The 23,416-nt window shown below is 45.8% G+C and carries 22 protein-coding genes; 16 read left to right on the top strand and 6 right to left on the bottom strand.

Features of this window, described 5'->3' with window-relative positions; genetic code table 11:
- Positions 1-298 precede the first annotated feature (298 nt).
- The gene (locus tag CLV25_RS13630; RefSeq protein ID WP_131840219.1) at positions 299-1,009 is read left to right on the top strand and encodes a DUF6261 family protein; all 711 of its coding nucleotides are present in this window, start codon (positions 299-301) and stop codon (positions 1,007-1,009) included.
- A 134-nt stretch (positions 1,010-1,143) separates the two neighbouring features.
- Here the strand turns inward: CLV25_RS13630 and CLV25_RS13625 are convergent, their stop codons facing one another.
- Complete coding sequence (locus CLV25_RS13625) at positions 1,144-2,085, bottom strand: GNAT family N-acetyltransferase (RefSeq protein ID WP_131840218.1); 942 nt, start codon at positions 2,083-2,085, stop codon at positions 1,144-1,146.
- 23 nt (positions 2,086-2,108) lie between these two features.
- Complete coding sequence (locus CLV25_RS13620) at positions 2,109-2,942, bottom strand: 1-acyl-sn-glycerol-3-phosphate acyltransferase (RefSeq protein ID WP_207895681.1); 834 nt, start codon at positions 2,940-2,942, stop codon at positions 2,109-2,111.
- Between the two features lie 225 nt (positions 2,943-3,167).
- Between CLV25_RS13620 and mraZ the strand changes: the two genes are divergently transcribed.
- The 15 genes from mraZ (at position 3,168) to CLV25_RS13545 (ending at position 19,711) form a co-directional block, all read left to right on the top strand.
- On the top strand, positions 3,168-3,626 hold the full coding sequence (gene mraZ, locus CLV25_RS13615; RefSeq protein ID WP_131840216.1) for a division/cell wall cluster transcriptional repressor MraZ: 459 nt from the start codon (positions 3,168-3,170) through the stop codon (positions 3,624-3,626).
- A complete protein-coding gene (gene rsmH / locus CLV25_RS13610) occupies positions 3,623-4,522 on the top strand; it encodes a 16S rRNA (cytosine(1402)-N(4))-methyltransferase RsmH (RefSeq protein WP_131840215.1) in 900 nt (299 codons plus the stop codon). The genes mraZ and rsmH overlap by 4 nt, the downstream gene beginning before the upstream one ends.
- Positions 4,523-4,524: 2 nt before the next feature.
- Positions 4,525-4,929 carry an FtsL-like putative cell division protein gene (locus tag CLV25_RS13605; protein ID WP_131840214.1) on the top strand — a complete coding sequence of 135 codons (405 nt, stop codon included), beginning with the start codon at positions 4,525-4,527 and terminating at the stop codon, positions 4,927-4,929.
- Positions 4,930-4,941: 12 nt separating this feature from the next.
- Positions 4,942-7,065, top strand: a complete 2,124-nt coding sequence (locus tag CLV25_RS13600; RefSeq protein WP_131840213.1) for a penicillin-binding protein — start codon at positions 4,942-4,944, stop codon at positions 7,063-7,065.
- A gap of 6 nt (positions 7,066-7,071) precedes the next feature.
- On the top strand, positions 7,072-8,532 hold the full coding sequence (locus tag CLV25_RS13595; RefSeq protein WP_131840212.1) for a UDP-N-acetylmuramoyl-L-alanyl-D-glutamate--2,6-diaminopimelate ligase: 1,461 nt from the start codon (positions 7,072-7,074) through the stop codon (positions 8,530-8,532).
- 11 nt (positions 8,533-8,543) lie between these two features.
- Complete coding sequence (mraY, locus tag CLV25_RS13590; RefSeq protein WP_131840211.1) at positions 8,544-9,794, top strand: phospho-N-acetylmuramoyl-pentapeptide-transferase; 1,251 nt, start codon at positions 8,544-8,546, stop codon at positions 9,792-9,794.
- A gap of 1 nt (position 9,795) precedes the next feature.
- Complete coding sequence (gene murD / locus CLV25_RS13585; RefSeq protein ID WP_131840210.1) at positions 9,796-11,142, top strand: UDP-N-acetylmuramoyl-L-alanine--D-glutamate ligase; 1,347 nt, start codon at positions 9,796-9,798, stop codon at positions 11,140-11,142.
- 3 nt (positions 11,143-11,145) lie between these two features.
- Positions 11,146-12,360 carry an FtsW/RodA/SpoVE family cell cycle protein gene (locus tag CLV25_RS13580; RefSeq protein ID WP_131840209.1) on the top strand — a complete coding sequence of 405 codons (1,215 nt, stop codon included), beginning with the start codon at positions 11,146-11,148 and terminating at the stop codon, positions 12,358-12,360.
- Complete coding sequence (gene murG, locus CLV25_RS13575) at positions 12,353-13,450, top strand: undecaprenyldiphospho-muramoylpentapeptide beta-N-acetylglucosaminyltransferase (RefSeq protein WP_131840208.1); 1,098 nt, start codon at positions 12,353-12,355, stop codon at positions 13,448-13,450. Before CLV25_RS13580 ends, murG begins: the two co-directional genes overlap by 8 nt.
- Before the next feature lies 1 nt (position 13,451).
- Positions 13,452-14,840, top strand: coding sequence for a UDP-N-acetylmuramate--L-alanine ligase (gene murC, locus CLV25_RS13570; protein ID WP_131840207.1), 1,389 nt, complete (start codon positions 13,452-13,454; stop codon positions 14,838-14,840).
- 1 nt (position 14,841) lies between these two features.
- Positions 14,842-15,660 carry a cell division protein FtsQ/DivIB gene (locus tag CLV25_RS13565; protein WP_131840206.1) on the top strand — a complete coding sequence of 273 codons (819 nt, stop codon included), beginning with the start codon at positions 14,842-14,844 and terminating at the stop codon, positions 15,658-15,660.
- Entirely contained in the window at positions 15,657-17,030 is a 1,374-nt protein-coding gene (gene ftsA, locus CLV25_RS13560) for a cell division protein FtsA (RefSeq protein ID WP_131840205.1), read from the top strand. Before CLV25_RS13565 ends, ftsA begins: the two co-directional genes overlap by 4 nt.
- Before the next feature lie 12 nt (positions 17,031-17,042).
- Positions 17,043-18,440 carry a cell division protein FtsZ gene (gene ftsZ / locus CLV25_RS13555; protein WP_207895679.1) on the top strand — a complete coding sequence of 466 codons (1,398 nt, stop codon included), beginning with the start codon at positions 17,043-17,045 and terminating at the stop codon, positions 18,438-18,440.
- A gap of 286 nt (positions 18,441-18,726) precedes the next feature.
- Positions 18,727-19,422: a hypothetical protein gene (locus tag CLV25_RS13550; protein WP_131840204.1), complete on the top strand. Its 696-nt coding sequence runs from the start codon at positions 18,727-18,729 to the stop codon at positions 19,420-19,422.
- Positions 19,423-19,519: 97 nt separating this feature from the next.
- Entirely contained in the window at positions 19,520-19,711 is a 192-nt protein-coding gene (locus CLV25_RS13545) for a hypothetical protein (RefSeq protein ID WP_131840203.1), read from the top strand.
- Positions 19,712-19,857: 146 nt separating this feature from the next.
- Here the strand turns inward: CLV25_RS13545 and CLV25_RS13540 are convergent, their stop codons facing one another.
- From CLV25_RS13540 to CLV25_RS13530, 4 genes are all read right to left on the bottom strand, one after another.
- Positions 19,858-21,591: a DUF2326 domain-containing protein gene (locus CLV25_RS13540; RefSeq protein WP_131840202.1), complete on the bottom strand. Its 1,734-nt coding sequence runs from the start codon at positions 21,589-21,591 to the stop codon at positions 19,858-19,860.
- A complete protein-coding gene (locus CLV25_RS16190; protein ID WP_394345244.1) occupies positions 21,582-21,818 on the bottom strand; it encodes an ABC-three component system middle component 6 in 237 nt (78 codons plus the stop codon). The genes CLV25_RS13540 and CLV25_RS16190 overlap by 10 nt, the downstream gene beginning before the upstream one ends.
- Positions 21,818-22,738, bottom strand: coding sequence for an ABC-three component system protein (locus tag CLV25_RS13535; protein ID WP_131840201.1), 921 nt, complete (start codon positions 22,736-22,738; stop codon positions 21,818-21,820). The genes CLV25_RS16190 and CLV25_RS13535 overlap by 1 nt, the downstream gene beginning before the upstream one ends.
- Before the next feature lie 282 nt (positions 22,739-23,020).
- Positions 23,021-23,410 carry a hypothetical protein gene (locus CLV25_RS13530; protein ID WP_165877088.1) on the bottom strand — a complete coding sequence of 130 codons (390 nt, stop codon included), beginning with the start codon at positions 23,408-23,410 and terminating at the stop codon, positions 23,021-23,023.
- Positions 23,411-23,416: the final 6 nt, after the last annotated feature.

Genomic DNA, 23,416 nt, shown 5'->3' with positions numbered 1-23,416 from the left:
CATTTTGAGCCTCCCGCACTTTGGCGGCAACCCCAAAATAGAAAAATTGGGCTTCCCGCAACTTGGAAGTTTCCCATTTTCGCGTTTTGGGCTTCCCGCAGAGTGGAAGTAACCTCAAAATGGGCATTTGAGCTTCCCGCAGTTCTGCGGGAAATTGGTGGAGGAGAATCTTATTCGTTGGCTGCTGGTTTCATGCAGCAAGATGTTTTAAGGTAGTGTGCGGTTTAGGCTTTAACCATGCTAGAAAAGTAAGATGAGTTTTACTGTAAAAATAGGTACTAATTAAAACCAAACAGGTATGGCAAGCACAAGCAAGCTCTCTAAAATTCCGGTTGCCTCGCTAGGTGGCGTAACCGATAGAGTTATCACAACCACAAAGGAGTCGAATCTACAGGATGTTATAACCGATTCGGCTTTTACCAACCTCGAGGAGAAATCGAAACGCTACACCGAAGGTCTCAGCAAAAGGCTCTACAGCAAGCTTACTAACGACATGGTGGCCCTGGATAAGAAGCGCGACGGCATCAGCCGGCGCATGGACGAGTACGTACTTTCGCTGCTCGAATCGCCCATCGAGACCATGCATGCGCCAGCACGACGTGTATACGATATTATTGAGCGCTACCCCAACGTGGAGTCGGAGGCCTACGCCGACGAGAGCAAGCACCTCCGCAAGATGATTGCCGAGCTGCGCGATGCCAGCCTTAAGGACGATGTAACCCTGCTCAACCTCAAACCTTGGATTGATGCCCTTGAGGCCGCGAACGAGGAGTTTGAGGCAAAGATCATCGAGCGCGGAAACGATTTGGTGGCTATCCGCGAGGTGCAGTCGGCAACAGCCCTGCGTCGCGATTTGGAACAAGCCCTACGCGACTACTTCGAGTTCGTTCATGGCATGGTGGTCACCAAAAAAACGGAAGAGTATAAGCTGTTCGAGAAGAAGCTACAGGAACGGCTGGATACAGCCATCAACCCGCTGCTTCGCACCACTCCCGACGATAAAAAATAGCCGCGCTTGGCGGGGTTTCTTTTTAGTTTTTAGTTTATAGTTAAGTTTTGGGTGGGCCCTGCCGTAAGGTGGGGCCTTTTGTATCAGTAGGCCGTTGAGCAGAATAAAAAAAGGAGCCTCGTGGGCTCCTTTTGCTACTTGCGTATCTTTCGGCGGATAAACCGCGGTATAAACGACTTGATGTGGCGCTCCACCTTTCGGAGGTAGATGTCGCCCACGGTAATCAGGATTCCCGTCTCCTCAACTCCGCCAAACTCGTGGTTGATGGCCGTCCCGAACACCTTCATCGAGGGCGAAAGGTTCATGTACGAGTTGATGAGCGGCGGAATGTTCTCGCCCAGCTCGCGGATTCTCTTCTGAAGGATCTTGTAGCCCTCCTCGTAGGGTTTACCCTCAAACAGGGCGTCAAGCACCTCCTGATCCAGCTCTAGCGGGAGCGGCTCGATAGGGGTAACCAGGTTGTCGTTGTCGGGGAAGTACTTTCTCAGGAAGTAGAGGATCATGTTGCGCGCCTCCACGTTGTACGAGGTGTACATGGTTACCTTCCCGAAGAAGTACTTATGGTCGGGGTGCTCCACCACCAGCGCGCCAAGACCGTCCCACAGGTTGTCGAGGGCGTAGATGCCCTTGCTGCGCAGGCGGGTGCTCTGGTAGTTGGGCTGCACGAACGAGCGTCCAAGCTCAATCATGTTGCCCAGGTACTCCTTTTGGAACTTCTCCGAGAAGTTGAACAGCTCCGAGGTGGCCAGGTGCTTCACCTCGAGGTCGTCGCACACGATGTAGCGGTAGCCGCCCAGAATTTCCTCCTCGCTGGGGTCCCAAACGATGAGCTGCTTGTAGGGGTGTACCGGGTCGATGTCGAAATCGTCGATGTCGATGCTCTTGCCGGTACCGCCGCCAGCCGCACGGAAGGCCAGCTCGCGCAAACGGCCAATCTCGCGCATGATGTTGGGCGAGTCGTGGTGGTCTACAATGTACAGCTTGTTTCCGCCGTTGTTGGTGTGGCGGAGAAACTTATCCTTGGTCAACTCTTTTTTGATAAGCTTTTTATCAACCGGTTGAATAATTGGTTCCATGACTATTTAATTAGTGCTCTATTTTAAAAGTCTAGCTCCTCGGCTAGCTCGTACGATTTGTTACGAACAAACAGCGCCCACTCGTTGAGCGTTCGGCTCTTGTCGAACGTTTGGAAGGGGATTGGCTCGCCTATAATAATGTCGATCTTCTTGCTCTTTTGGCGGAACATCTCGTCGACAAGGTAGATGAACTCTAGGTTTGCCTTTATCCCCAGCTTCGAGCGGAAGTTGGATAGGTTGTAGAAGAACTCGGAGTTGCGGCCCGAGAAGAAAACGGGCACCACATCGCGCTGGTGCTTAACGGCCTTTTGGATGAAGTTCTTGTGCCACTCCAGATCCACAATTTCCCCTTTGACTTTGCGGGAGCAAAGCCCGGCAGGGAAGTAGAGCACCTGCGCATCCGATGCGTAGGCAGCCTCAATCTTTGCGGCGTAGTCGGTCGATTGCCGTCCAAACTTGTTGACGGGGATAAACAGCGGCTCGAGCTGCTTAACGTTCATCAGCAGGTCGTTTACCACAAACTTGATGTTGTCGTAGTGGCGCCCCATTTCGCTCATCATGATAAGCCCATCGAGACCTCCAAGAGGATGGTTCGAGGCAAAGAGGTAGCGGCCCTCCAGCTTTAGGTTTTCTACGCCGTACACCCGGTAGGTTATCCCTAAGTCCTTTAGTGCCGAGTTTACGAATTCGAGCCCTTGCTTATGGCCATGCCTCCGTAGCACGCCGTTTATCTCATCCTGATGAACGATGCGCTTAAGGTAGCTGATGATGAATTTTGGTAGGAACTTTTTTAGCCTTGGATTTTTGTTGGCTATAACTTTATCTACGTCTATGTAATAGTCCGTATGGTCTTCCACGGTTAAACTTGTTTTTTTTGCTAGTTGGCAAATGTAAGAAAAATATCGATTTCGCATAAAAATCTGAGGCAATGTACCCAATGTTAGCCTCTTTGGATGAATATTTTTTAAGGATTGGAGTTTCTTTTAACATAAAAATAGCCAACCGGGTGGGAAAAAGTGGGAAAAAGTGGGTGTTGTTGCGTGAAAATGTAGTAATTTTACCATTGGAAAAACCTCAAATTAATGAACTCTTTTGTAGGAGATTACAGTTGCAAACTCGACGACAAGGGGCGCGTGCTCTTTCCTGCCGCATTTCGCAAGCAGTGGAAAGGCTCGCTCGACCGCGTTATCCTGAAGAAGGATATCTTCGAGGATTGCATTGTGCTTTACCCTATGGAGGAGTGGGAACGTCAGCTGGCGCTTATTCGTAAAAAGATTAATCCCTACGTTAAGGAGCAAAACCAGTTTTTGAGGGAGTTTTACAGGTCGGCAGCCGAAGTAGAGCTCGATTCCAACGGGCGAATGCTGATTCCTAAGCGACTTGTCGAAATGGCGGGTTTGGTTAAGGAGCTGGTGTTTATTGGCATTGGCGATAAGATTGAAATTTGGGATAAGGATAAGTATCAAACCACCAATATGTCTCAGGAGATGCTTGCGGCAGGAGCCGAAAAGTTTCTTGGGGGCGAAATAGAAGAGCTATGAGCGAGTACCATATTCCCGTAATGCTTCACGAAAGCGTAGAAGGGCTAAATATCAACCCCAACGGGGTGTACGTTGACGTAACTTTTGGCGGAGGTGGCCATTCGCGCTATATTCTCGAACAGCTCGACGGTGGTAAGCTGATTGCGTTCGATCAGGATTTGGAGGCGCAGGCAAATATTCCTGCTAACGATAGGCTGGTGTTTGTGCACGGTAACTTCCGCTACCTACGCAGCTTCCTTCGCCTTAACGGCTACGAGCAGGTTGATGGTATTCTTGCCGATCTTGGCGTATCGTCGCACCACTTCGATGATGAGCAGCGCGGTTTCTCTTTTCGCTTCGAGGGGCCGCTCGATATGCGCATGAATACGCTCTCGAAGTTCGATGCGGCTCATGTGGTAAATACCTACGACCCATCTAAGATGATGGAGATATTCCGCGTGTATGGCGAGGTGGATAACCCTAAGGTGCTCGTTAAGGCTATTATCAAAAAAAGAGAGGAGAAGCCCATAGAAACCGTGCAGGAGTTGGTAGAGGCGCTTCAGCCTCATATTCCAGCAAATGCGCAGCATAAGTTTTTGGCAAAGGTGTTTCAGGCATTGCGCATAGAGGTAAACCGCGAAATGGAGGCGTTGAAGCAGATGCTGGAGCAGTCGCTTAAGGTGCTGAAACCAGGCGGACGCCTAAGCGTAATTACCTACCACTCGTTGGAGGATCGATTGGTTAAGAACTTTATGAAGAGCGGAAACTTTGAGGGTAAGGTTGAGAAGGACTTTTACGGAAATGCTAATACACCGTTTACGCTGGTAAACCGAAAGGCAATTGTTCCAAGCGCAAAGGAGCTGGAAGAGAATAACCGCTCGCGGAGTGCAAAGTTACGGATTGCAGAAAAGAGATAGTCATGGAAGAAGTTTTAGATAAGGTTGGCGGCAAAAAGGATGAGGCTCCTGAGTTTACCGACATCAAGCAGCCGAAGTCGGGTCCATCAAAGCGGATGAGTCCGGTAAAGGATGTGATATCCGGGAATGTGCTCGTGCGCGGATACCTTGTGAAGCATGTACCCTATATTATACTGCTCGTTTTTTTGGCAATCCTTTATATTACTAATAGGTATAAGAACGAAAAAATTGCCATAGAGGAGCAGAAGCTTCAGGAGGAGTTGAAGAATCTTAGGTCGGAGTCGATAACCACCGCAGCCGAGCTGATGCGCATTAGCCGTCAGTCGGAGGTGGTGAATCTTGTAAAAGAACGTGGAATGGAGCTCGAAGAATCGACCACTCCACCAAAAATTATTGAAAATAAGTAAGGTCGATATAGAATGTCGGTTAAGAAAGACATAATGTGGAGAATAGGTGTTGTTTACCTTGGTCTCCTTCTGCTTGGGTTGATTATCCTTGGACAAGCCATCCGGCTTCAGTTCTTTCAAGGCTCCAAGTGGAGGGAAGAGGCGAACGAGGTTACCTATAAGCGAATCAGCATCGAATCCAACAGAGGCGATGTCCTTGCTGTCGATGGGCGGATACTTGCCACCTCTATACCTTACTACGAAGTGCGTATGGACCTCAACGCAACCGGCTTGGTTGATTCGGTCTTTAACGAAAAGGTTGATTCGCTCTCTAGAAGCTTGTCTAACCTATTTAAGGATAAGCCTGCAAGCGCTTACCGTCGAATGCTGGTGAAGGCTCGTCGGCAGGGCAAAAGGTACTTTGCTGTTGTTCCTCGAAGGGTAAACTACCTTGAGATGAAGCAGATTAAATCTTTTCCTCTATTCAACTTGGGACGGAATAAGAGCGGATTAATTCTAGTTCAAGTAGGTCGACGTCTAAAGCCAAATGGGGTTCTGGCGGCTCGAACGATTGGAGCAATAAACGCAGAAGGTTATGGCGTTGGTATAGAATACTCGTTTAATAAAGATTTGAAGGGTACCGAAGGTGTTGCTATGGCGCAACGAGTGGCTGGTAGTACTTGGATTCCATTAAGTGGTGGTGTTGAGATTGAACCAAAGGATGGCCTTGACGTAGTATCTACGCTCGACATAAACTTGCAGGATGTTGCGCAGAGTGCTCTCTACCGTTCGTTAGAGGAAAATGCCGCCGATCATGGTACGGCTGTTTTGATGGAAGTTGCTACGGGTGAGATTCGCGCCATTGCAAACCTAAAACGGAATGCAGATGGCAGCTACTCCGAGAACTACAACTATGCTGTTGGAGAGTCGGTAGAGCCTGGATCGACCTTTAAAATACCTTCGCTGATCTGCATGCTAGAGGATGGGCTTATTTCTCTCGACGAGAAGGTCGATGCCGAAGAAGATGGCGAATACTATATCTATAATAAGCGAATAAAGGACTCGAAACACGATGGAGGTTATGGCGTGATTACGGCACAGCGAGTATTCGAGGTTTCGTCTAACGTTGGCGTGGTTAAGCTTATCAACAAGTGCTATAAGGGGCGCGAGGCTGCCTTTATCGACCGCCTCTACAATATGAAACTCGACGAAAAGGTAGGGTTTGATATTAAGGGTGAGGTTAAGCCAAACATAAAGTATCCGACGGATAGGTATTGGTCGGGTTTATCGCTTTCTATGATGTCTATGGGCTACGAGGTTAAGCTTACTCCGCTCCAAATGCTAACTTTTTATAATGCCATTGCCAACAACGGTAGAATGGTACGTCCAAAGTTGGTAAAGGAGCTTAGGTTGCATGGCAATGTCGTGAGGTCGTTTCCTCCAGAAGTTATTGTTCCTTCCATTGCATCAAAGGGTACGCTCGAAAAGGTGCGACAGGTGCTTCAGGGTGTTGTCGATTCTGGAACTGCAACTAATCTTCGTAATCCGAACTATAAGATTGCAGGAAAAACTGGAACCGCTCAAATAGCCCAGGGTTCGCGCGGATATGGTTCCGAAGGAAGAAGGGTTTACCAAGCTTCGTTTGTAGGATACTTTCCGGCAAACAACCCGAAGTACAGCTGTATCGTGGTAATTAACGCTCCCTCGAACGATGTTTACTACGCAGCATTGGTGGCAGGTCCTGTGTTTAAGGAGATTGCCGACAAGGTGTATTCCACCAGCTTAACCTGGCATAAGCCTTTAGAACCTAATGGTAAATTCGTAGATTTGCCCCGCTCAAAATCGGGCGATATAAAGAGTTTGACCGCTGTTTTTGATGGCCTTAAAATACCTTACCGGTTAAAGGAGGAGCAGGAAAAAGGCTACGCTGCTATTGATAGCACAAACTTCTCCGAACTAGTACTGTCGAAGCGCAGCATTGCAAAGAATATAATGCCTAATGTAGCCAACATGGGCATTAAGGATGCCTTGTTCCTTCTTGAGAATGCAGGCCTTAAAGTCGTATTTAAGGGTAGAGGGCAAGTTAAAAAACAGTCGATTGCCGCAGGACAGTCGATAACCCGTGGCCAAAAAGTTTATTTAGAAATGTCAATGTAAGATGCCATGAATAAATTAGAGCACGTTCTTAGTGGTGTAGAGATAGTTCAGGTTATTGGGAGCACGGCTCTTGATGTTCCTTGTGTTGGATTCGATTCTCGAAATGTTGTTTCAGGGCAGCTCTTCATTGCTATAAGCGGAACACAGGTCGATGGTCACAAGTATATACCCGATGCAATTGCGAAGGGGACTAAAATAGTTGTATGCGAGAAGCTACCCGAGGTACAGCCCGAAGGAGTAACCTTTGTGGTTGTTCCCGATTCGTTGGTTGCCTGTGGTCGTATTGCAGCAAACTTCTACGACAATCCATCGAAGAAGTTGAGATTGGTTGGGATAACCGGAACCAACGGGAAAACAACTACCGTAACCCTTCTTTACCGGATGTTTCGCGAGCTGGGCTATAAGGTTGGCCTGCTTTCTACCGTTGTCAACTATGTTGATGATAAAAAGGTAGATGCAACTCATACTACCCCTGATGCTGTAGAGTTGAATAAACTTCTGAATCAGATGGTGGAGGCTGGTTGCGAGTACTGCTTCATGGAGGTTAGCTCGCATTCTATAGATCAGCATCGTATCGAAGGTCTTCACTTCGAAGGTGCCATCTTCTCGAATATCACTCACGATCACCTCGACTACCACAAAACATTTGATGCCTATATTAAGGCAAAAAAGGCATTCTTTGATAACCTGTCGAAGTCATCGTTCGCGCTTACCAACGTCGACGATAAAAACGGCATGGTGATGGTGCAGAACTGCAACGCTAACATTAAAACCTACGGGCTTAAAAGCCCTGCCGACTATAAGAGCAGAATCATAGAGAGCCACTTCGATGGAATGCTCCTTAATATTAACGGAGATGATGTTTGGACCCGCTTTCTTGGGGAGTTTAACGGCTACAACCTAACGGCTGTATATGCAACATCGCTTCTACTTGGGGCCAATAAGGATGAGGTTCTTCGGGTGCTTAGCATGCTAGGACCTGTAAGCGGACGTTTTGAGTACGTTAAGTCGAAATCGGGCATAACTGCTATTGTAGATTATGCCCATACGCCCGATGCGCTGGATAACGTGATCGCTACCATTAATAAGATGCGCAAGGAAGATCAGCGTCTCCTCGTGGTTGTAGGTGCTGGCGGTAACCGCGATAAAACCAAGCGTTCGGTTATGGCTTCTGTTGCAGTAAACAACGCTGATTTTGTTGTCCTTACATCAGACAATCCTCGTAATGAAGATCCAAACGATATCCTTAACGATATGCGTCAAGGCATTAAGCCCGAGCAGATGGGTAAGGTGCTTACGATTGTCGATCGAAAGGAAGGGATAAAAACAGCGTGCATGCTGGCTAAAGCCAACGATATTATCCTTGTAGCAGGTAAGGGACACGAAAACTACCAGGAGGTAAATGGTGTTAAGCATCATTTTGACGATAAGGAAGTTTTAAGAGAAATTTTTGAATCACTACAATAACATAGAACGCTATGCTTTACTACCTATTTAACTATTTGGACGAGCTTAATTTCCCAGGAGCAGGGATGTTTCATTACATCTCGTTTAGAGCTTCTTTGGCAATTATTCTTTCGCTTACAATTGGATTGATTTTTGGGAAGAAAATAATTCGAATGCTTCAACGCCAGCAGATTGGCGAGGAAATTCGCGACTTGGGCTTAGAAGGCCAAATGCAAAAGCGTGGTACGCCTACCATGGGAGGGATCATCATTTTAGCATCCATTGTTATTCCTGTTTTGCTATTGGGAGATCTTAAGAATGTGTACGTTCAGCTAATGCTGATCACCACCGTTTGGTTAGGTGGCATCGGTTTGCTCGACGACTACATCAAGGTATTTAAGAAGAACAAGGAAGGCCTTTCGGGGCGTTTTAAGATATTAGGTCAAGTTGGAATAGGGCTTATTGTTGGGATTACCCTTTGGGTGAACGACGATGTGGTAATCCGCGAAAAGGTTCGTAGCGATGCGGTTAATGCTCAAGTGACAATTGTAGGAAGCGCAGGCAACGCCAACGAGAAGGTGGTATACCTATCTCCTGCCGAAAAGGCTACTAAAACAACCATTCCGTTTGTGAAAAACAACGAGTTCGACTACTCGAAGTTGGTTCCATTTAAGACAGAGAATAGGCAGATGTGGGGATGGATCGTATTTGTGTTGGCAACCATCCTTATTGTAACTGCCGTATCTAATGGCTCGAATCTTACCGATGGTCTCGATGGTTTGGCAACGAGCGTTTCGGTGGTTATTGGTACAACGTTGGGGATACTGGCGTACCTTTCGGGTAACGTTATTTATGCCGATTACCTGCACATCATGTATATCCCGAATACTGGTGAGATGGTAATCTTTATTGCGGCATTTATCGGTGCGCTTATCGGATTCCTTTGGTACAACACCTTCCCCGCCCAAGTATTTATGGGCGATACCGGAAGCCTTGCCATAGGAGGAATCATCGCTGTGTTTGCCATCATCATTCGAAAGGAACTGCTAATACCCATCCTTTGCGGGATATTCTTCGTAGAGAGCCTTTCGGTGATGCTACAGGTTTCGTACTTCAAGTACACCAAAAAGAAATTTGGAGAGGGGCGTCGTGTCTTTTTGATGGCGCCCTTGCATCACCACTTCCAAAAGAAGGGGTATCCAGAACCAAAAATTGTAATGCGTTTTACCATTGTGGCAATAATGTTGGCTGTAATTACTATTGTAACGCTTAAGATTAGGTAGTATGGGTAATGGGAGAATTGTAGTATTAGGTGGTGGCGAGAGCGGTGTAGGAGCTGCGGTGCTTGCCAAGGAGAAAGGGTTCGACGTTTTTCTATCGGACTTAGGGGCGCTAAAGGATTCGTACAAGGAAACGCTGACTAAGTTCAGCATCCCTTTTGAAGAAAAGCAGCATACTGAGGAACTTATCCTTAATGCTACCGAGATTATCAAAAGTCCTGGTATCCCCGAAAAGGCTCCTTTGATTAAGAAGATCAAGGATAAGGGTATGAAAATTATTTCGGAGATAGAGTTTGCTGGTCGCTACACCAATGCAAAGACGATTTGCATTACCGGTAGCAACGGTAAAACTACGACTACCTCCTTAATCTACCATATGCTTAAGAAGGCTGGGCTAAATGTTGGATTAGGTGGAAATATTGGCAAGAGCTTTGCCTATCAGGTGGCTTTCGAAAACTACGACTACTACGTTTTGGAGCTAAGCAGCTTCCAACTTGATGGTATGTACGATTTCAAAGCAGATATCGCGGTACTGCTAAATATTACTCCAGACCATTTAGACCGTTATGAGTATAAAATGCAGAACTATGTTGATTCGAAGTTCCGCATTACCCAAAATTTGAAAGAAAACGACTGCTTCATCTTCTGCTCCGACGACGAGGTGACGATGGAAAATCTCGAAAAGATCGTGCTTCGGGCAAGGCTGCTTCCTTTCTCTCAAGAGTTTGAGGTGGAAGAAGGTGCATACCTCGATGGAGAGACGCTCACCGTTAAGTGTGCGGGCTTAGAGTTCGAGATGCCGGTAGATGAACTTTCGCTTAAGGGTAAGCACAACGTGTACAACTCGATGGCGGCTGCCATTACCGGTACCGTATTGGAGCTTCGCAACGATGTAATTCGCAAGTCACTTAGCGATTTTCAGGGTGTTGAGCACCGTCTTGAGCCAGTGCTTAGGGTACGTGGTATTACCTTTATAAACGACTCTAAGGCAACTAACATCAACTCTACCTGGTATGCTCTCGAAAGCATGAAGGGACGCCAGAATGTTATCTGGATTGTTGGTGGCGTAGACAAGGGTAACGACTACTCTACATTGGCAAGCTTAGTTAACGAGAAAGTTAAGGCTATCGTTTGTCTTGGTGTAGATAATGCTAAGATTCATGAGGCTTTTAAGGATATGGTTCCTACCATTATCGATACCCAATCTGCCGAGGATGCCGTTCTGGAATCGTATAAGCTAGGAGCCGAAGGCGATGTGGTGCTGCTTTCCCCTGCATGTGCCAGCTTCGACCTATTCGAAAACTACGAGGATAGAGGACGTAAGTTTAAAAACGCAGTTAGAAACCTATAGACGATGAATCGCCTGCTTAAACATTTTAAGGGAGACCCAGTAATTTGGGCTATGCTAACGGTACTCGCGGTGGTATCCATTCTGGTGGTATACTCGGCAACAGGAACGTTGGCGTACTCAAAGTATCATGGGGAAACTTTCCGTTTCCTACTTAAGCAGCTATTCTTCGTATTCTCGGGGATTGCCATCGCCTATGTTGTGCATCTACTCGACTTAAGGTTTTACCAAAAGTTATCCAAGTTACTGGTGTGGTTTAGCATTCCGTTGCTGTTGGTTACCATGGCTATGGGGGCAAACCTTAACGATGCAGCACGCTGGATCTCGATTGGTGGGATAACCTTCCAGAGCTCCGACTTTGCCAAGGTTGCGCTAATTATGTATGTGGCGCACATGTTGGCAGCGCATCAAAACGACATTAAGGAGTTGAGGGTTTACCTGAAGATTATTGCTGTTGTCGGTGTTATATGCCTTATAATCCTACCGAATAACTTCTCTACCGCCGCCATGCTTGGCCTAATTTGCGTGATTCTGATGTTTATTGGGCGGGTAAGCACCAAGCATATTATGCTGACAGGTGTTGGTGCAGTCGTGCTGGTTGCTGGCTTTATTCTTATCGCTCAGGCTACCGGTTTTCAGAAGCATCGTATTGCAACCTGGGAGAAGCGCTACCACACCTTTGTGGGAGATGATAAGTCGAATAAGCCTTCTAAAGATGACACTTTTCAAGCAGATCAGTCGAAGATTGCCGTGGCAACAGGAGGCGTATTTGGGAAGGGTCCAGGAAACAGCACGCAGCGTAACTATTTGCCTCACCCTTATTCCGACTTCATCTATGCCATCATCATAGAGGAGTATGGATTAATCGGAGGTTTTATAATTCTGATGATATACCTAGCGCTGCTATATCGAGCAGGGGTTGTTGTCAAAAAGACAGATAAAACATTCCCCGCGTTTCTGACGATGGGGCTTATACTGTTGCTTGTTGTTCAAGCAATGATAAATATGGGAGTAGCCGTTGGGGTATTCCCGGTAACAGGGCAAACGCTACCCTTCGTAAGTATGGGGGGGAGCTCTATTTGGATGACAGGGGCTGTCTTTGGGCTTATCCAAAGCGCAACCCGAAAAATTGCAGAGGTAAAACCTGCAGCAAAAGAAAAAGAGGAACAATCGGACGCTAAGCCCGAAAAAGAACCAAAGGAGGAACTGGTAAATGAGTAAGCGAATTATCATTTCGGGTGGTGGTACAGGTGGACATATCTATCCAGCTATATCAATAGCCAACGCGCTAAAACTTATCGACCCAACTGTTGAGATCCTTTTTGTGGGTGCTCAGGGTAGGATGGAGATGGAGAAGGTGCCTGCTGCAGGCTACAAGATTGTAGGGCTTCCAATTGCAGGAATTCAGCGTAGCTTAACGCTAAAGAACTTTTCAGTTCCATTTAAGCTGATGAAAAGTTTAAGTGAGGCTGGTCGTGTGATTAAGGAATTTAAGCCGGATGTTGTAGTTGGTGTTGGTGGATACGCCAGTGGACCAGTGCTTTTTATGGCTAATCGTCGAGGAATTCCTACGCTTATTCAGGAGCAGAACTCATACGCTGGTGTAACCAATAAGATTCTGTCAAAAAGGGCAAAGTGCATTTGTACTGCCTACGATGGTATGGAAAGGTTTTTTCCGGCACAGTCTATTATAAAAACAGGAAATCCAGTTCGTCAGGATTTGGTGAATTTGGACGAGAAGCGTGCAGATGCGTACACCTTCTTTGGCTTAGACCCCAATAAGAAAACGGTATTGGTTCTTGGCGGTAGCCTTGGTGCCCGCACAATCAATCGTACCATTGCTGCCCATTTGGGAGAGATTAAGGAACAAGATTTTCAGGTGCTATGGCAAACCGGGAAATTCTACATCAGCGATTCGAAGAAGGCTGTTGAAGAATCGGGTGCTACCAATGTAAAAGAAATGGATTTCATCTACAAGATGGATCTTGCCTTTGCAGCTGCCGATGTAGTAGTATCGCGTGCAGGAGCAGGAACCATTTCGGAGCTTTGCCTCGTGGCAAAACCCTGCATCTTGGTGCCATCGCCAAACGTGTCGGAAGATCATCAAACCAAGAATGCGATGGCGCTCGTGAACGTAGATGCCGCGCAGCTGGTTACCGATGCCGATTGTAACGAGAAGCTAATTAACGAGGTAGTGGCACTGGTGAATAACCCCGAAAAGTGCGCGCTGCTTACTAAAAATATTGCCAAGTTGGGAATTGCCAACTCGGCCGAACGTATTGCTAACGAAGTTTTGAAGCTAATTAAGTAGTATGGAGATACCATCATACAAATACGTGTACCTGGTAGGTGTTGGAGGCATTGGAATGAGCGCTCTTGCCCGCTACTTTAACCATCAAGGGTTTAAGGTGGCTGGCTACGACCGTACTGAAACGGAGCTAACCCGTGCGCTTGCTTCCGAGGGTGTTGATGTACACTACGATGATAGCATCTCTCTAATTCCATCCGATTTTAGGAGCAATCCTGCGGATACACTGGTAATTTATACGCCAGCAATTCCTTCAGATCATAGCGAGTTGAATTATCTTATTGCTAATGGTTTTAAGGTGATTAAGCGTAGCGTGGCTCTTGGCGTTATTGCTGCATCGAAACGGACGCTGGGGGTTGCCGGAACGCATGGGAAAACTACCACATCGACGCTGCTTTCGCATTTGCTGGTGGAGGCTTTGGGTGGCGTTAACGCATTCCTTGGTGGAATTGCCAAGAACTATAGCACCAACTTGCTGCTATCGAAGAACGATGTGCTGGTGGCCGAGGCCGACGAATTCGATCGCTCGTTCCTTCAACTATTCCCTAATGCAGCCGTTATCACGTCTACCGATGCTGACCATTTGGATATCTACGGCTCGCACGAGGCAGTGCTCCGCTCATTTGCTGATTTCATCAATCAGATTAAGCCCGGTGGTGCCCTAGTGCTAAAGCAGGGTGTAGAGGTTCCTTTGGAGAATAAGGAGATTGCGGTTTACCGCTATTCGATTGATAAGGGTGGGGATTACCATGCGGAGAACATCGTTCGCAACAGCAACGGTACTTACACCTTCGATATCGTTACCCCCAAAACGCGCATTGAGGCTTGTACCCTTGGTGTACCCGGGTGGATTAACGTAGAGAACGCCATCGCGGCGGTAGCCTTGGCGCTTACTGTAACCGACGATACCGAGGCACTTAAGCGTGCCCTTGCATCGTTTGGCGGGGTAAAGCGTCGCTTCGACTTCTACATCAACACGCCTACGCTAACGTTTTTGGATGACTACGCGCATCACCCCGAGGAGCTGCGCGCATCAATATCATCGGTAAAGGCGATGTTCCCAAACCGTAAAGTTTGCGGCATATTTCAGCCACACCTTTACACTCGAACTCGCGACTTTGCCGAAGGGTTTGCCCAGAGCCTTAGCCTCCTCGACGAGGTTATCCTGCTTGACATTTACCCAGCTCGCGAGCTGCCAATCGAAGGTGTTACATCACAGATAATCTTTGAAAAGATAACAGCATCAAATAAAGTCCTTATCACGAAGAGCGAGTTGCTGGATGTGCTCAGCAAGCGCGAGATCGACGTGCTGATGACCGTTGGCGCAGGTGACATCGATAAACTGGTAGAGCCAATTGCCGATATGCTTAAAAACCGATACAGCATAAAGTAAAATGAAGATCAAGAAAAGAAAATGGGCTATTGTAGGAACGATTGTTCTATGGGTGGGAATACTTTCCTACCTAGGCTTTTCCATTTTCTTTGTAAAGGATAGGGAGAAGGGTACTGTTTGCCGTAGGGTAGAAGTGGTGATTGCCGATAGCGCGCAAAACCGATTCATCAATACGGAAGATATCATAGTTACCGCGAATAAGGTAGTTAAGAAGCTCGTTGGAACCCGAATCTCTAAGATTAATACTCACCGCATCGAGAACAAGATTCTGGAGATGCCTTTTATCAAGAGGGCAGAGGTGTACACTTCGGTAAGTGGTGTGCTAAGAATAGAGGTGGAGCAGCGCGAGGTTATCATGCGCATATTCAATGCCGATGGTAGCAGCTGCTACATAGACAAGGATGGGTACATCATCCCGCTGTCGGAACGTTCGGCTGCCGATGTGGTGGTGGTAAGCGGAAATATCAGCTTAAAGAACGGGAAGGGTGGACGAGTTCGGGTTGTCGATACATCGAAGGATAGCTGCGATAGAAAGGGGCTGCTGCCTGAGCTGTTCGACTTTGTAACCTACATACGAAACGATGAGTTCTGGAATGCTCAAATAGAGCATGTCTACATAAATAGCCCTAAGGATATCGAACTGATTACACGTGTGGGCAACCATACTGTACTGTTGGGCTCCTTTGAGGATTTTCAGACGAAGCTCAAAAAACTGTTCGTGTTTTACAAAAATGCTCTTCCTCGTGAAGGGTGGAATAGGTATAGCATCATTAATTTAAAGTACAAGAATCAGGTAATCTGCAAAAATAAAGTATTATGACCAGCAAGAACGATTACGTAGTAGCCATCGATTTGGGAACAACCAAGATTGTAGCCCTTGTTGGAAAGCTCGAAAGCAATGGACGGCTAAAAATTGTTGCGCATAGCAAAACCGAATCAACCGGAGTTAAACGGGGAATGGTTCAGAACATTGATGAGACGGTTAAGGCTATAGAAACAGTTGTTGCAGACGTAAAGAACAAGACGGGCCTTGAGTTTAACGAGGTGTACGTTGGAATTGCGGGACAGCACATTAAAGGAATAAAGAATCGTGGGCTTATTAACCTTGAAGCGTACGATTCGGAGGTGTCGAAGGAAGATGTTAAGCGCTTGATCGACGATATGTACAAGATTCCGCTCGAACCGGGCGATAAGATCTTGCACGTGCTTCCTCAGAGTTTTATGGTGGATAACGAGGTGGGCATTAAGAATCCTGTTGGGATTTCGGGACGCCGCCTTGAGGGTAACTTCCACATTGTGGTAGGGCAGGTTGCCGCAATGAAGAATATTGAAAAATGTATAGAGCGTGCCGGTCTTTCGGTTAGGGATCTAATGCTAGAGCCGCTGGCATCGGCTCGTGCGGTGCTTACCGAGGATGAGATGGAGGCTGGGGTTGCTCTCGTAGATATTGGTGGCGGTACCACCGACTTGGCGATCTTCCATGAGGGCATCGTTCGTCACACTGCCGTTATTCCATTTGGTGGTAACGTTGTTACGGAGGATATCAAGAAGGGATGCAGTATTCTGCAGCGCCAGGCTGAGCAGCTAAAGGTACAGTTCGGATCGGCAATTGGCGATGCGGCACCATCCGATAAGATCGTAACCATCCCCGGCATTTCGGGTCGAGAGCCGAAGGAAATCAGGTTTAGCAGCCTTGCTCACATCATCCAGTGCCGTATGGAGGAGATCATCGATCACCTTGCCTACCAGATAGCCAACTCGGGTTACGGCGATATGCTAAATGCAGGTATCGTAATTACCGGTGGCGGATCGCAGCTTAAGGATTTAAGCCAGCTCTTTACGCTTCACACCGGCTACGACGTGCGCATCGGTAGGCCAAATATCAACACGGTAGCCAATACCGATAACGAAATGAACAGCCCGATGCACGCAACCGGTATCGGTTTGATGCTGCTGGGATTCGAGGATATGATTAAGCGGGAGGAGGAAGAGGAAAAGGCAAAGGCAAAGGTTGTCGAAGCACCTGCTCCCGAGGAACATCTTGAGCCAACGCTCGACGAGATTGCTCCAAAGCCGGTAAAGCCCATGAAGACGAAGTCGATTAAGGAAAGCTCCTTCATTCAGAAGATCAAGCAGAATATCGGCGACCTCTTTAGCGATGATGATATATCGTTTGACCAAAAATCGTAAAAAAGGAACGCGATGCTAAACGACGATTTAATGAACTTCGATTTGCCAACAGGAGAAGCGCCAATTATTAAGGTCTTCGGGGTTGGTGGTGGTGGCGGTAATGCCGTAAACCACATGCACAAGCTCGGCATCAAGGATGTTGAGTTCGTAATAGGAAATACCGATTCGCAGGCGCTTGCCAAAAGCCCTATCCCTATAAAGATACAGCTAGGAAACTCGCTTACCCAAGGACGTGGTGCGGGCAACAAACCCGAGGTTGGTATGGAGTCGGCCAATGAGGCGCTCGAAACCATCGTGGACGTGCTTAGTACGAATACCAAGATGGTCTTTATCACCGCAGGGATGGGTGGTGGTACCGGTACCGGTGCTGCTCCTGTAATCGCTAAAGCGGCTCAAGACCTAGGCGTTCTTACCGTGGGCATTGTAACGCTTCCCTTCCGTTTCGAGGGGCCTAAGCGCTTTAACAATGCGCTTGAAGGCATTAAGGAGATGCAGAACTACGTAGACTCGCTGCTGGTGATCAACAACGAGCGCATCCGCGAGATCTACGGAAACCTTCAGCTCTCCGAGTCGTTTGCTAAGGCCGACGATGTGCTGGCCATTGCCGCCAAGGGTATCGCCGAAATCATCACCGTTCACGGGTATATAAACGTCGACTTTGCCGATGTTGAAACTGTGATGCGCGGTAGCGGCGTAGCGCTGATGGGTTCGGGTAAGGCAAGCGGTCCCGATAGGGCGCGTATTGCCGTTGAGATGGCCCTGAACTCGCCGCTACTTAACAACTGCAACATCCAAGGAGCAAAGAATATCCTTTACAATATCCAGTCGGGCCAGAGCGAAATCACCATGGACGAGCTAGGCCTTATTGGTGATTACATCCAGAATGCGGCGGGTAATGGTGCCGATGTTATCTGGGGTAACGGTATCGATCCGAACCTTACCGACGAGATCAGCATTACCATTATTGCCACCGGATTTACCTCGTCGGTTATTCCTGAGCTGATGAATATGACTCCTCCTCAGGTAACGAAGGTTCCGCTTCCTGATGAGAAACCTAACGAGGAAAAGCCCGAATACGTGGTGCTAAATATGGATGACGATTTCGAGTCCGAAACGGAGGGCTACATTGAGCAGGACGAGCTGGTTGAATCCGATGGTGGCTTTACGGTTCGTACCGTTCAGCGTCCATTGAGCGGACAAGGTGCACGTCCAATGCAGGCGCCCAACAAGTACGAGCTTACCGATCGTCGTATTGAGGAGCTGGAGAAGCGTCCGGCCTACGAGCGCCGTCGCCAGAACAACGAAATGACCATGCGCGAGAACGATTTCATCTCCCGCTACACCATTTCGGACGAGAGTAGCCTGATTATCCGCCCAGACAACTCGTACCTACACGACAACGTCGACTAGATTTTGTTTTCGAACCATAGGTAAAGCCGCCACCTTCTCTTGTTTTCGGAAGGTGGCGGCTTTCTTTTGGGGGATGGCCGTTAATTTAGAGCTGGATTGGGGCTTTTAAAATCGATCGTTTCATTTGATTTCTAGTTCGAATCGCTACCTTTGCTGCCCTTAAGATGGTGGAATAATGCAACGATTGCTCTGGACAACGGTATCGACCCCAGAGGTGTTATTCCCCAATTCTTGAATAAACCAAGCCGCTCCCCTACGGGGTAGGATCAAAACAAAATGCTAAGCAATGAATTTACTAAAACGACTTTTTATTGTGGCGCTGTCTGTGGCTTCCTTTACCAGCTGCGATTTGAACGAGCTGGTTGCAACCAAGCCAACCAAGCAGCAGATGCAGGGTACATGGGTGCTCACAAAGGCTACCGATAGCCAAGGTACCGATATCACCCAGAAGCTAAGCTTCCCGGTTACCGCTATTCAGCTTACCGACGATAACGGTATGGTGGGAACTATGGCTCCCATGTTTACCTACCTGGTATACGGGGGTTCGAAATGGTCCGAGGCGGCCGGTAAGATGGACCAGCTGTTCGACTACGTTAACATGCGATTTAATACGGGCGAGTTTTTTGTGGCCGATGGGCAGGTAGACAACTTTACCGTGGAGGCCAAGCTGCAGGCAACCGCCATTGCAGGCGGCGGAGCGCTTACCGACATCCTAAAGATTTTTGGGGTAAACACCAGCTTCCTTCAGCAGGTGATCTACCACAAGTTTATGAATGTTGCCGTTTTCTTCGACGGAAAGGACACCATGATCTGGGAGTTCGATCAGCAAACGGACGCCGTATACAACTACAAGAACTCGGTTGGCGAAATGGTGCCTTGGACGGGATGGTCTACCGCCAGCTTCCAAAAGTGCCGCTTCGTATTTGCGCGCAAAACGCTTAAGCTCGAAGATATTGTACGAAATGCCAACCAACGCTATTAGGCGTTCAATAAAATGCATAAAGGAAGAGGATGCCCGCTGTGGGGGCATCCTCTTTTTTTTCAACCTTCCGTATCTATGGTCAAGAGCTTTCCCTTGAATGCTTTGCCTAAAAGCCTGCAATACCTACGGCATCAGAACCGCAATTGATTTACTATGCTGGTCTGAGGCTATCGCCTCGGACGAAGCTATTCTGCAGGCTATAGCCTGCAATGGTAGGATTGACGAAGGCTGGAGCCTTCGCCTAACAGAGGTCTTGGTTTCTAAAGCGGAGCGAGGACGCTCCGCTTAGCGGGGCTTTTAATTGCGGTCTAAGGCCGCTACTTATGTTCGACGGAATTGCAAACGGAACAACGTGGAGTTCAGCACAGCAAATGACACCGAACCTAGTGCGCTTATTCTACACTGAGCAGTTGAATTTCTTTTTAAAATATTTCTTTAGTCATAATCAAGGTCAATCTGAATCCCTAATAATTTTTCACTTGGAGAACTATCTTTCAACTCTAGTATTGTATTTTCTTGAATGATTGATTTGTATTCTTCTGGATTAAATAGGCCTTTGATTTCTTCCAATTGATTATAGTTAACAGTGAGAATGTATTGTTTCTGAAATTTTTGAACAAATTCATTCAATATCAAAAAGAGTTCATGCTTCTGACGTGGGTCAATACCATCTAAAAGGCGACTATCATGAAATAGAAAGTCAATTTTATGCCCAAATCCTTTTAGAAGTATGGTGAAATCATACGCAAAAAGCTTAACATTACCTATTCCATCAGACTTGTCCGCTTCAATCTTTGGCTCTATTGTATATCTAATTTGATTCTCTCCTTCATTATTATAGACTGTTATACCTGCATTTGATCTTGGATAGAAGCGTTTTACTAAGGATCTAAAAAAGTCATTAGTTTGTAAAACAATTTCCTTTGCATCTCTCAAGTATTCATCTGTACGTTCTGATGCTTTTAAATTCTTCTCTTTAATATTTCGAGTTTCTTGTTTATACTTCTCAAAAAGTTCTTCGTATTGTAAGACGTTATCGTGTTTGCTCTTAAGATCAGAAAGTTTATTAGAAAGTTTTGTGTAAACATCCAATGCATGATGAGCATTCAGATAGTTCATCTTCTCATCAAGGTTTTTACATCCATCTGCTTTTTTAGTTATTAAGATATCAAGATGTCTAATCAAACTATTTTTTTGTTCTAATAGTCGTTTACCTCTATTACGTGAGATGTGGGCATAGAATTCCTCTAATTCATAAAGTTGCTTTAGTGTATTCTCTTTAAGAATAACTGATGCTTCTTTGTAAATTCGTTCAATATTCTCTCTTTTAATATCTGGAGATATTTTTAAACTCTCATCTATATTTTTTATTTGAATTTCTACCAGAGCAATTTCATTTTGGAGACCCTCAATGCTATGCTTTATTCGATCAGCATGTTCTTTAATTTCATAATAGTTGTCGGCTATCTTAAAACTCTTAAGGTTTTCCTCAAGGTTTACAATGGATTCATGTAATTCCTGCTTAGTTAAAGAGATATCCTTTTTTCCTGCAAAAAAATCTTTTAAGAAAGCATCTTCCCTTAAATTCTTAACTAAATCACGTATTCTATCCTTTTCTTGTGTAATGTTTTTTTTCTCTTCTGCTAAAGATAAATCAAGGCCCAAAAGCAGGGCGTTAATCATCTGAATCTGAAACGGCTTTTTAACCGCATTGGGATCTTTAGCGTCAACATAAGATGCTTTGTTGGGTCGAATAAAAAAAGGTAAGATAGATCTGAAACTTAATTCGCTTACATCTTCGGGTATATCAAAAAGAAGATCCCCCAATCGTTTGTTGAAAAATTTCAGGATGAGTTTTTCTCCATTAAGTACTATTTCGCCTTGATTATCGGTTGATCTTCTTGATGTGTATTCCTTATTATCAATCTTGAATTTCAAGATAAACTCCCAACCTGGTAGTTGATTTTTAAATCCATCTTTTTTACTTGAACCTAAGCAAAAGTGTATAATTGCTATTAGTAAGGATTTTCCTACTCCGTTAGTAGTATCCCCTTTGTCTGATTTGTGAGGATTCTTTTGGGTTGCAACAATAAGATTAATGCCCGTTTCCTTTGTGAAGTAAACAGGTTTAAAAGTATCCTTATTCGCTGTTAATGATATTAGTCGCATTTGTAAATCAATCCATTTTTTTCGACTATGGTATTTATGCCATAGAGGAATATTAATGATAGTACTAAATTGTCAAAACTATGCTCAGAGGCATATAACTCATTTTTCAAATCGTCTTGATAGTCTCTCCACAGTTCATCAATAGTCTTAGGTCTATTGAGTTTGCCAAGTAAGTAGCTACCAAAACCCAGCAGAGATTGTGAAAAATTGATATGTTTTGTAGGCATTAACATGAAAGTTCGATCTTTGGCTCTTCAAATATATCGCAACTTTCAAAATATTTAGCCATTATAGTAATAATTGGGAGTAAGTACTGTCTTTCATTCCTAGGGCTGCATTCGTTTATCATTGCCCAAAATATGTTGTCACCAGTGGTAGGTAGGTCTTTCATCTCTTGCTTTACCTTAACGTAGATTGCTGTAATATGTTCTTGTAAGTCATCTGCAAGCGATGTTCGTGTCGATAAATACTTTTCCAGAGCACCTAATGTTTCTGAACCATGATTAAGTAAATTGGCAGAGTACTCTGATAGCCTATTAAATTCAATTTTTTCATTCCAATCTGGATACTTTACTACTCCTGCTATAGGAACGATTGGAAGTTTCATGATAAAGTTAATCAGCTCATTTAGGACAGAGTAATCGATACTTACTATTTGCTCAGGATTTGGTATTGTGCCAATGATCGCTTGAATCTGATCATCTGCCAGTGAAAATAATATTCGCTCAAGATCGTCGGATGTAATAAAACCGCTTGCTTTTATGCCATATTTGGTCTTTATTTTAGTCAGTATTTGCTCTGCATCAGGGTTAACGCCTAGACGCTTATCATTTATTACGAAGTAGAATTCCTGGATATTATCCCAATGTTTTTGCAGTCCACTGAAGTCTGTTTCTATCTTTTTTGCTACTTGTAAATAACTTGTTTCAATGTTCTCAGGAGCATGAACCTGATAGTAGCGACCTAATTCCTCAATATATCCATCATTTTTTCTATCTCCAATATTCCCCCATGCCTTTATCCTTCTAAAACCAGAGTGTGCATAACTCATAATGTCACAAAAAAGGTTTTCAAAGGCCTGTCCATTCGCTTGGTAAATCTTATTCTGAAATAGTATTCGGGCTAATGTTCTTTCTTGAGTATTCATTTTGTAAGATAGTATCTTTTTAATTTGTTAAAGTTTAATGAGGATCAAGTTGAGTCTCAAATATAGTAAATATTGTGAGTTCGCTTTTAAATGGATAAAGTATATTAAACAAATCGTACCTAAGATGCAGGCTTTTGTTTCAATCCTATACAGGGGTAACCAATATTGTTGCCCTTCCGCCCTACATCGCTACGTTACCCCAACCGCAACCCGAATCTTTTAAAAAAATCACACAACCGAAGGTTTTTTACTTAAAAAAAGCTATTTTCACAGCAGGCGTTCTTAAATATGGTGCTGCGAGCGGCAAAGGTGGCAGAGGCGAATAGCCTTTGGAGCGAAAAGATGGGGTGGTTGCCGTAGCGCAAATGGCATTTGGTCGAGCAAATGCTTTTCCGCTGCTGGCGGAAGCCTGTTTGGCCGAGTAAATGGCATTCCGCAGTTGGCGGAAGCCCGTTTGGCCGAGCAAATGGCGTTCCGCTGCTGGCGGAAGCCCATTTGGTCGAGTAAATGCCTTTCCGCTGTTGGCGGAAGCTCGTTTGGTCGAGCAAATGGCATTCCGCGGCCAGCGGAAAATAATTTGGTCGAGTAAATAGAACGTTTTTCCCAGTATGTAGGGTTTGATGATGATTGGTGGAGCGGGAATGGTTGGCGCAGAACATGGAGTACTACCATAATACT

The sequence above is a fragment of the Acetobacteroides hydrogenigenes genome (genome assembly GCF_004340205.1).
GTDB classification, from domain to species: Bacteria; Bacteroidota; Bacteroidia; order Bacteroidales; family ZOR0009; genus Acetobacteroides; species Acetobacteroides hydrogenigenes.
The sequence above is the reverse complement of the archived record's forward strand: the minus strand, read 5'-3'. Positions and strand labels throughout refer to the sequence as shown.

Bases quoted from the DNA above. Each gene is read 5' to 3' on its own strand.
- CLV25_RS13630 (WP_131840219.1), top strand. From the start codon at position 299: ATGGCAAGCACAAGCAAGCTCTCTAAAATTCCGGTTGCCTCGCTAGGT.
- CLV25_RS13625 (WP_131840218.1), bottom strand. From the start codon at position 2,085: ATGGAACCAATTATTCAACCGGTTGATAAAAAGCTTATCAAAAAAGAG.
- mraZ (WP_131840216.1), top strand. From the start codon at position 3,168: ATGAACTCTTTTGTAGGAGATTACAGTTGCAAACTCGACGACAAGGGG.
- rsmH (WP_131840215.1), top strand. From the start codon at position 3,623: ATGAGCGAGTACCATATTCCCGTAATGCTTCACGAAAGCGTAGAAGGG.
- CLV25_RS13605 (WP_131840214.1), top strand. From the start codon at position 4,525: ATGGAAGAAGTTTTAGATAAGGTTGGCGGCAAAAAGGATGAGGCTCCT.
- CLV25_RS13600 (WP_131840213.1), top strand. From the start codon at position 4,942: ATGTCGGTTAAGAAAGACATAATGTGGAGAATAGGTGTTGTTTACCTT.
- CLV25_RS13595 (WP_131840212.1), top strand. From the start codon at position 7,072: ATGAATAAATTAGAGCACGTTCTTAGTGGTGTAGAGATAGTTCAGGTT.
- mraY (WP_131840211.1), top strand. From the start codon at position 8,544: ATGCTTTACTACCTATTTAACTATTTGGACGAGCTTAATTTCCCAGGA.
- murD (WP_131840210.1), top strand. From the start codon at position 9,796: ATGGGTAATGGGAGAATTGTAGTATTAGGTGGTGGCGAGAGCGGTGTA.
- CLV25_RS13580 (WP_131840209.1), top strand. From the start codon at position 11,146: ATGAATCGCCTGCTTAAACATTTTAAGGGAGACCCAGTAATTTGGGCT.
- murG (WP_131840208.1), top strand. From the start codon at position 12,353: ATGAGTAAGCGAATTATCATTTCGGGTGGTGGTACAGGTGGACATATC.
- murC (WP_131840207.1), top strand. From the start codon at position 13,452: ATGGAGATACCATCATACAAATACGTGTACCTGGTAGGTGTTGGAGGC.
- CLV25_RS13565 (WP_131840206.1), top strand. From the start codon at position 14,842: ATGAAGATCAAGAAAAGAAAATGGGCTATTGTAGGAACGATTGTTCTA.
- ftsA (WP_131840205.1), top strand. From the start codon at position 15,657: ATGACCAGCAAGAACGATTACGTAGTAGCCATCGATTTGGGAACAACC.
- ftsZ (WP_207895679.1), top strand. From the start codon at position 17,043: ATGCTAAACGACGATTTAATGAACTTCGATTTGCCAACAGGAGAAGCG.
- CLV25_RS13550 (WP_131840204.1), top strand. From the start codon at position 18,727: ATGAATTTACTAAAACGACTTTTTATTGTGGCGCTGTCTGTGGCTTCC.
- CLV25_RS13545 (WP_131840203.1), top strand. From the start codon at position 19,520: ATGCTTTGCCTAAAAGCCTGCAATACCTACGGCATCAGAACCGCAATT.
- CLV25_RS13540 (WP_131840202.1), bottom strand. From the start codon at position 21,591: ATGCGACTAATATCATTAACAGCGAATAAGGATACTTTTAAACCTGTT.
- CLV25_RS16190 (WP_394345244.1), bottom strand. From the start codon at position 21,818: ATGCCTACAAAACATATCAATTTTTCACAATCTCTGCTGGGTTTTGGT.
- CLV25_RS13535 (WP_131840201.1), bottom strand. From the start codon at position 22,738: ATGAATACTCAAGAAAGAACATTAGCCCGAATACTATTTCAGAATAAG.
- CLV25_RS13530 (WP_165877088.1), bottom strand. From the start codon at position 23,410: ATGGTAGTACTCCATGTTCTGCGCCAACCATTCCCGCTCCACCAATCA.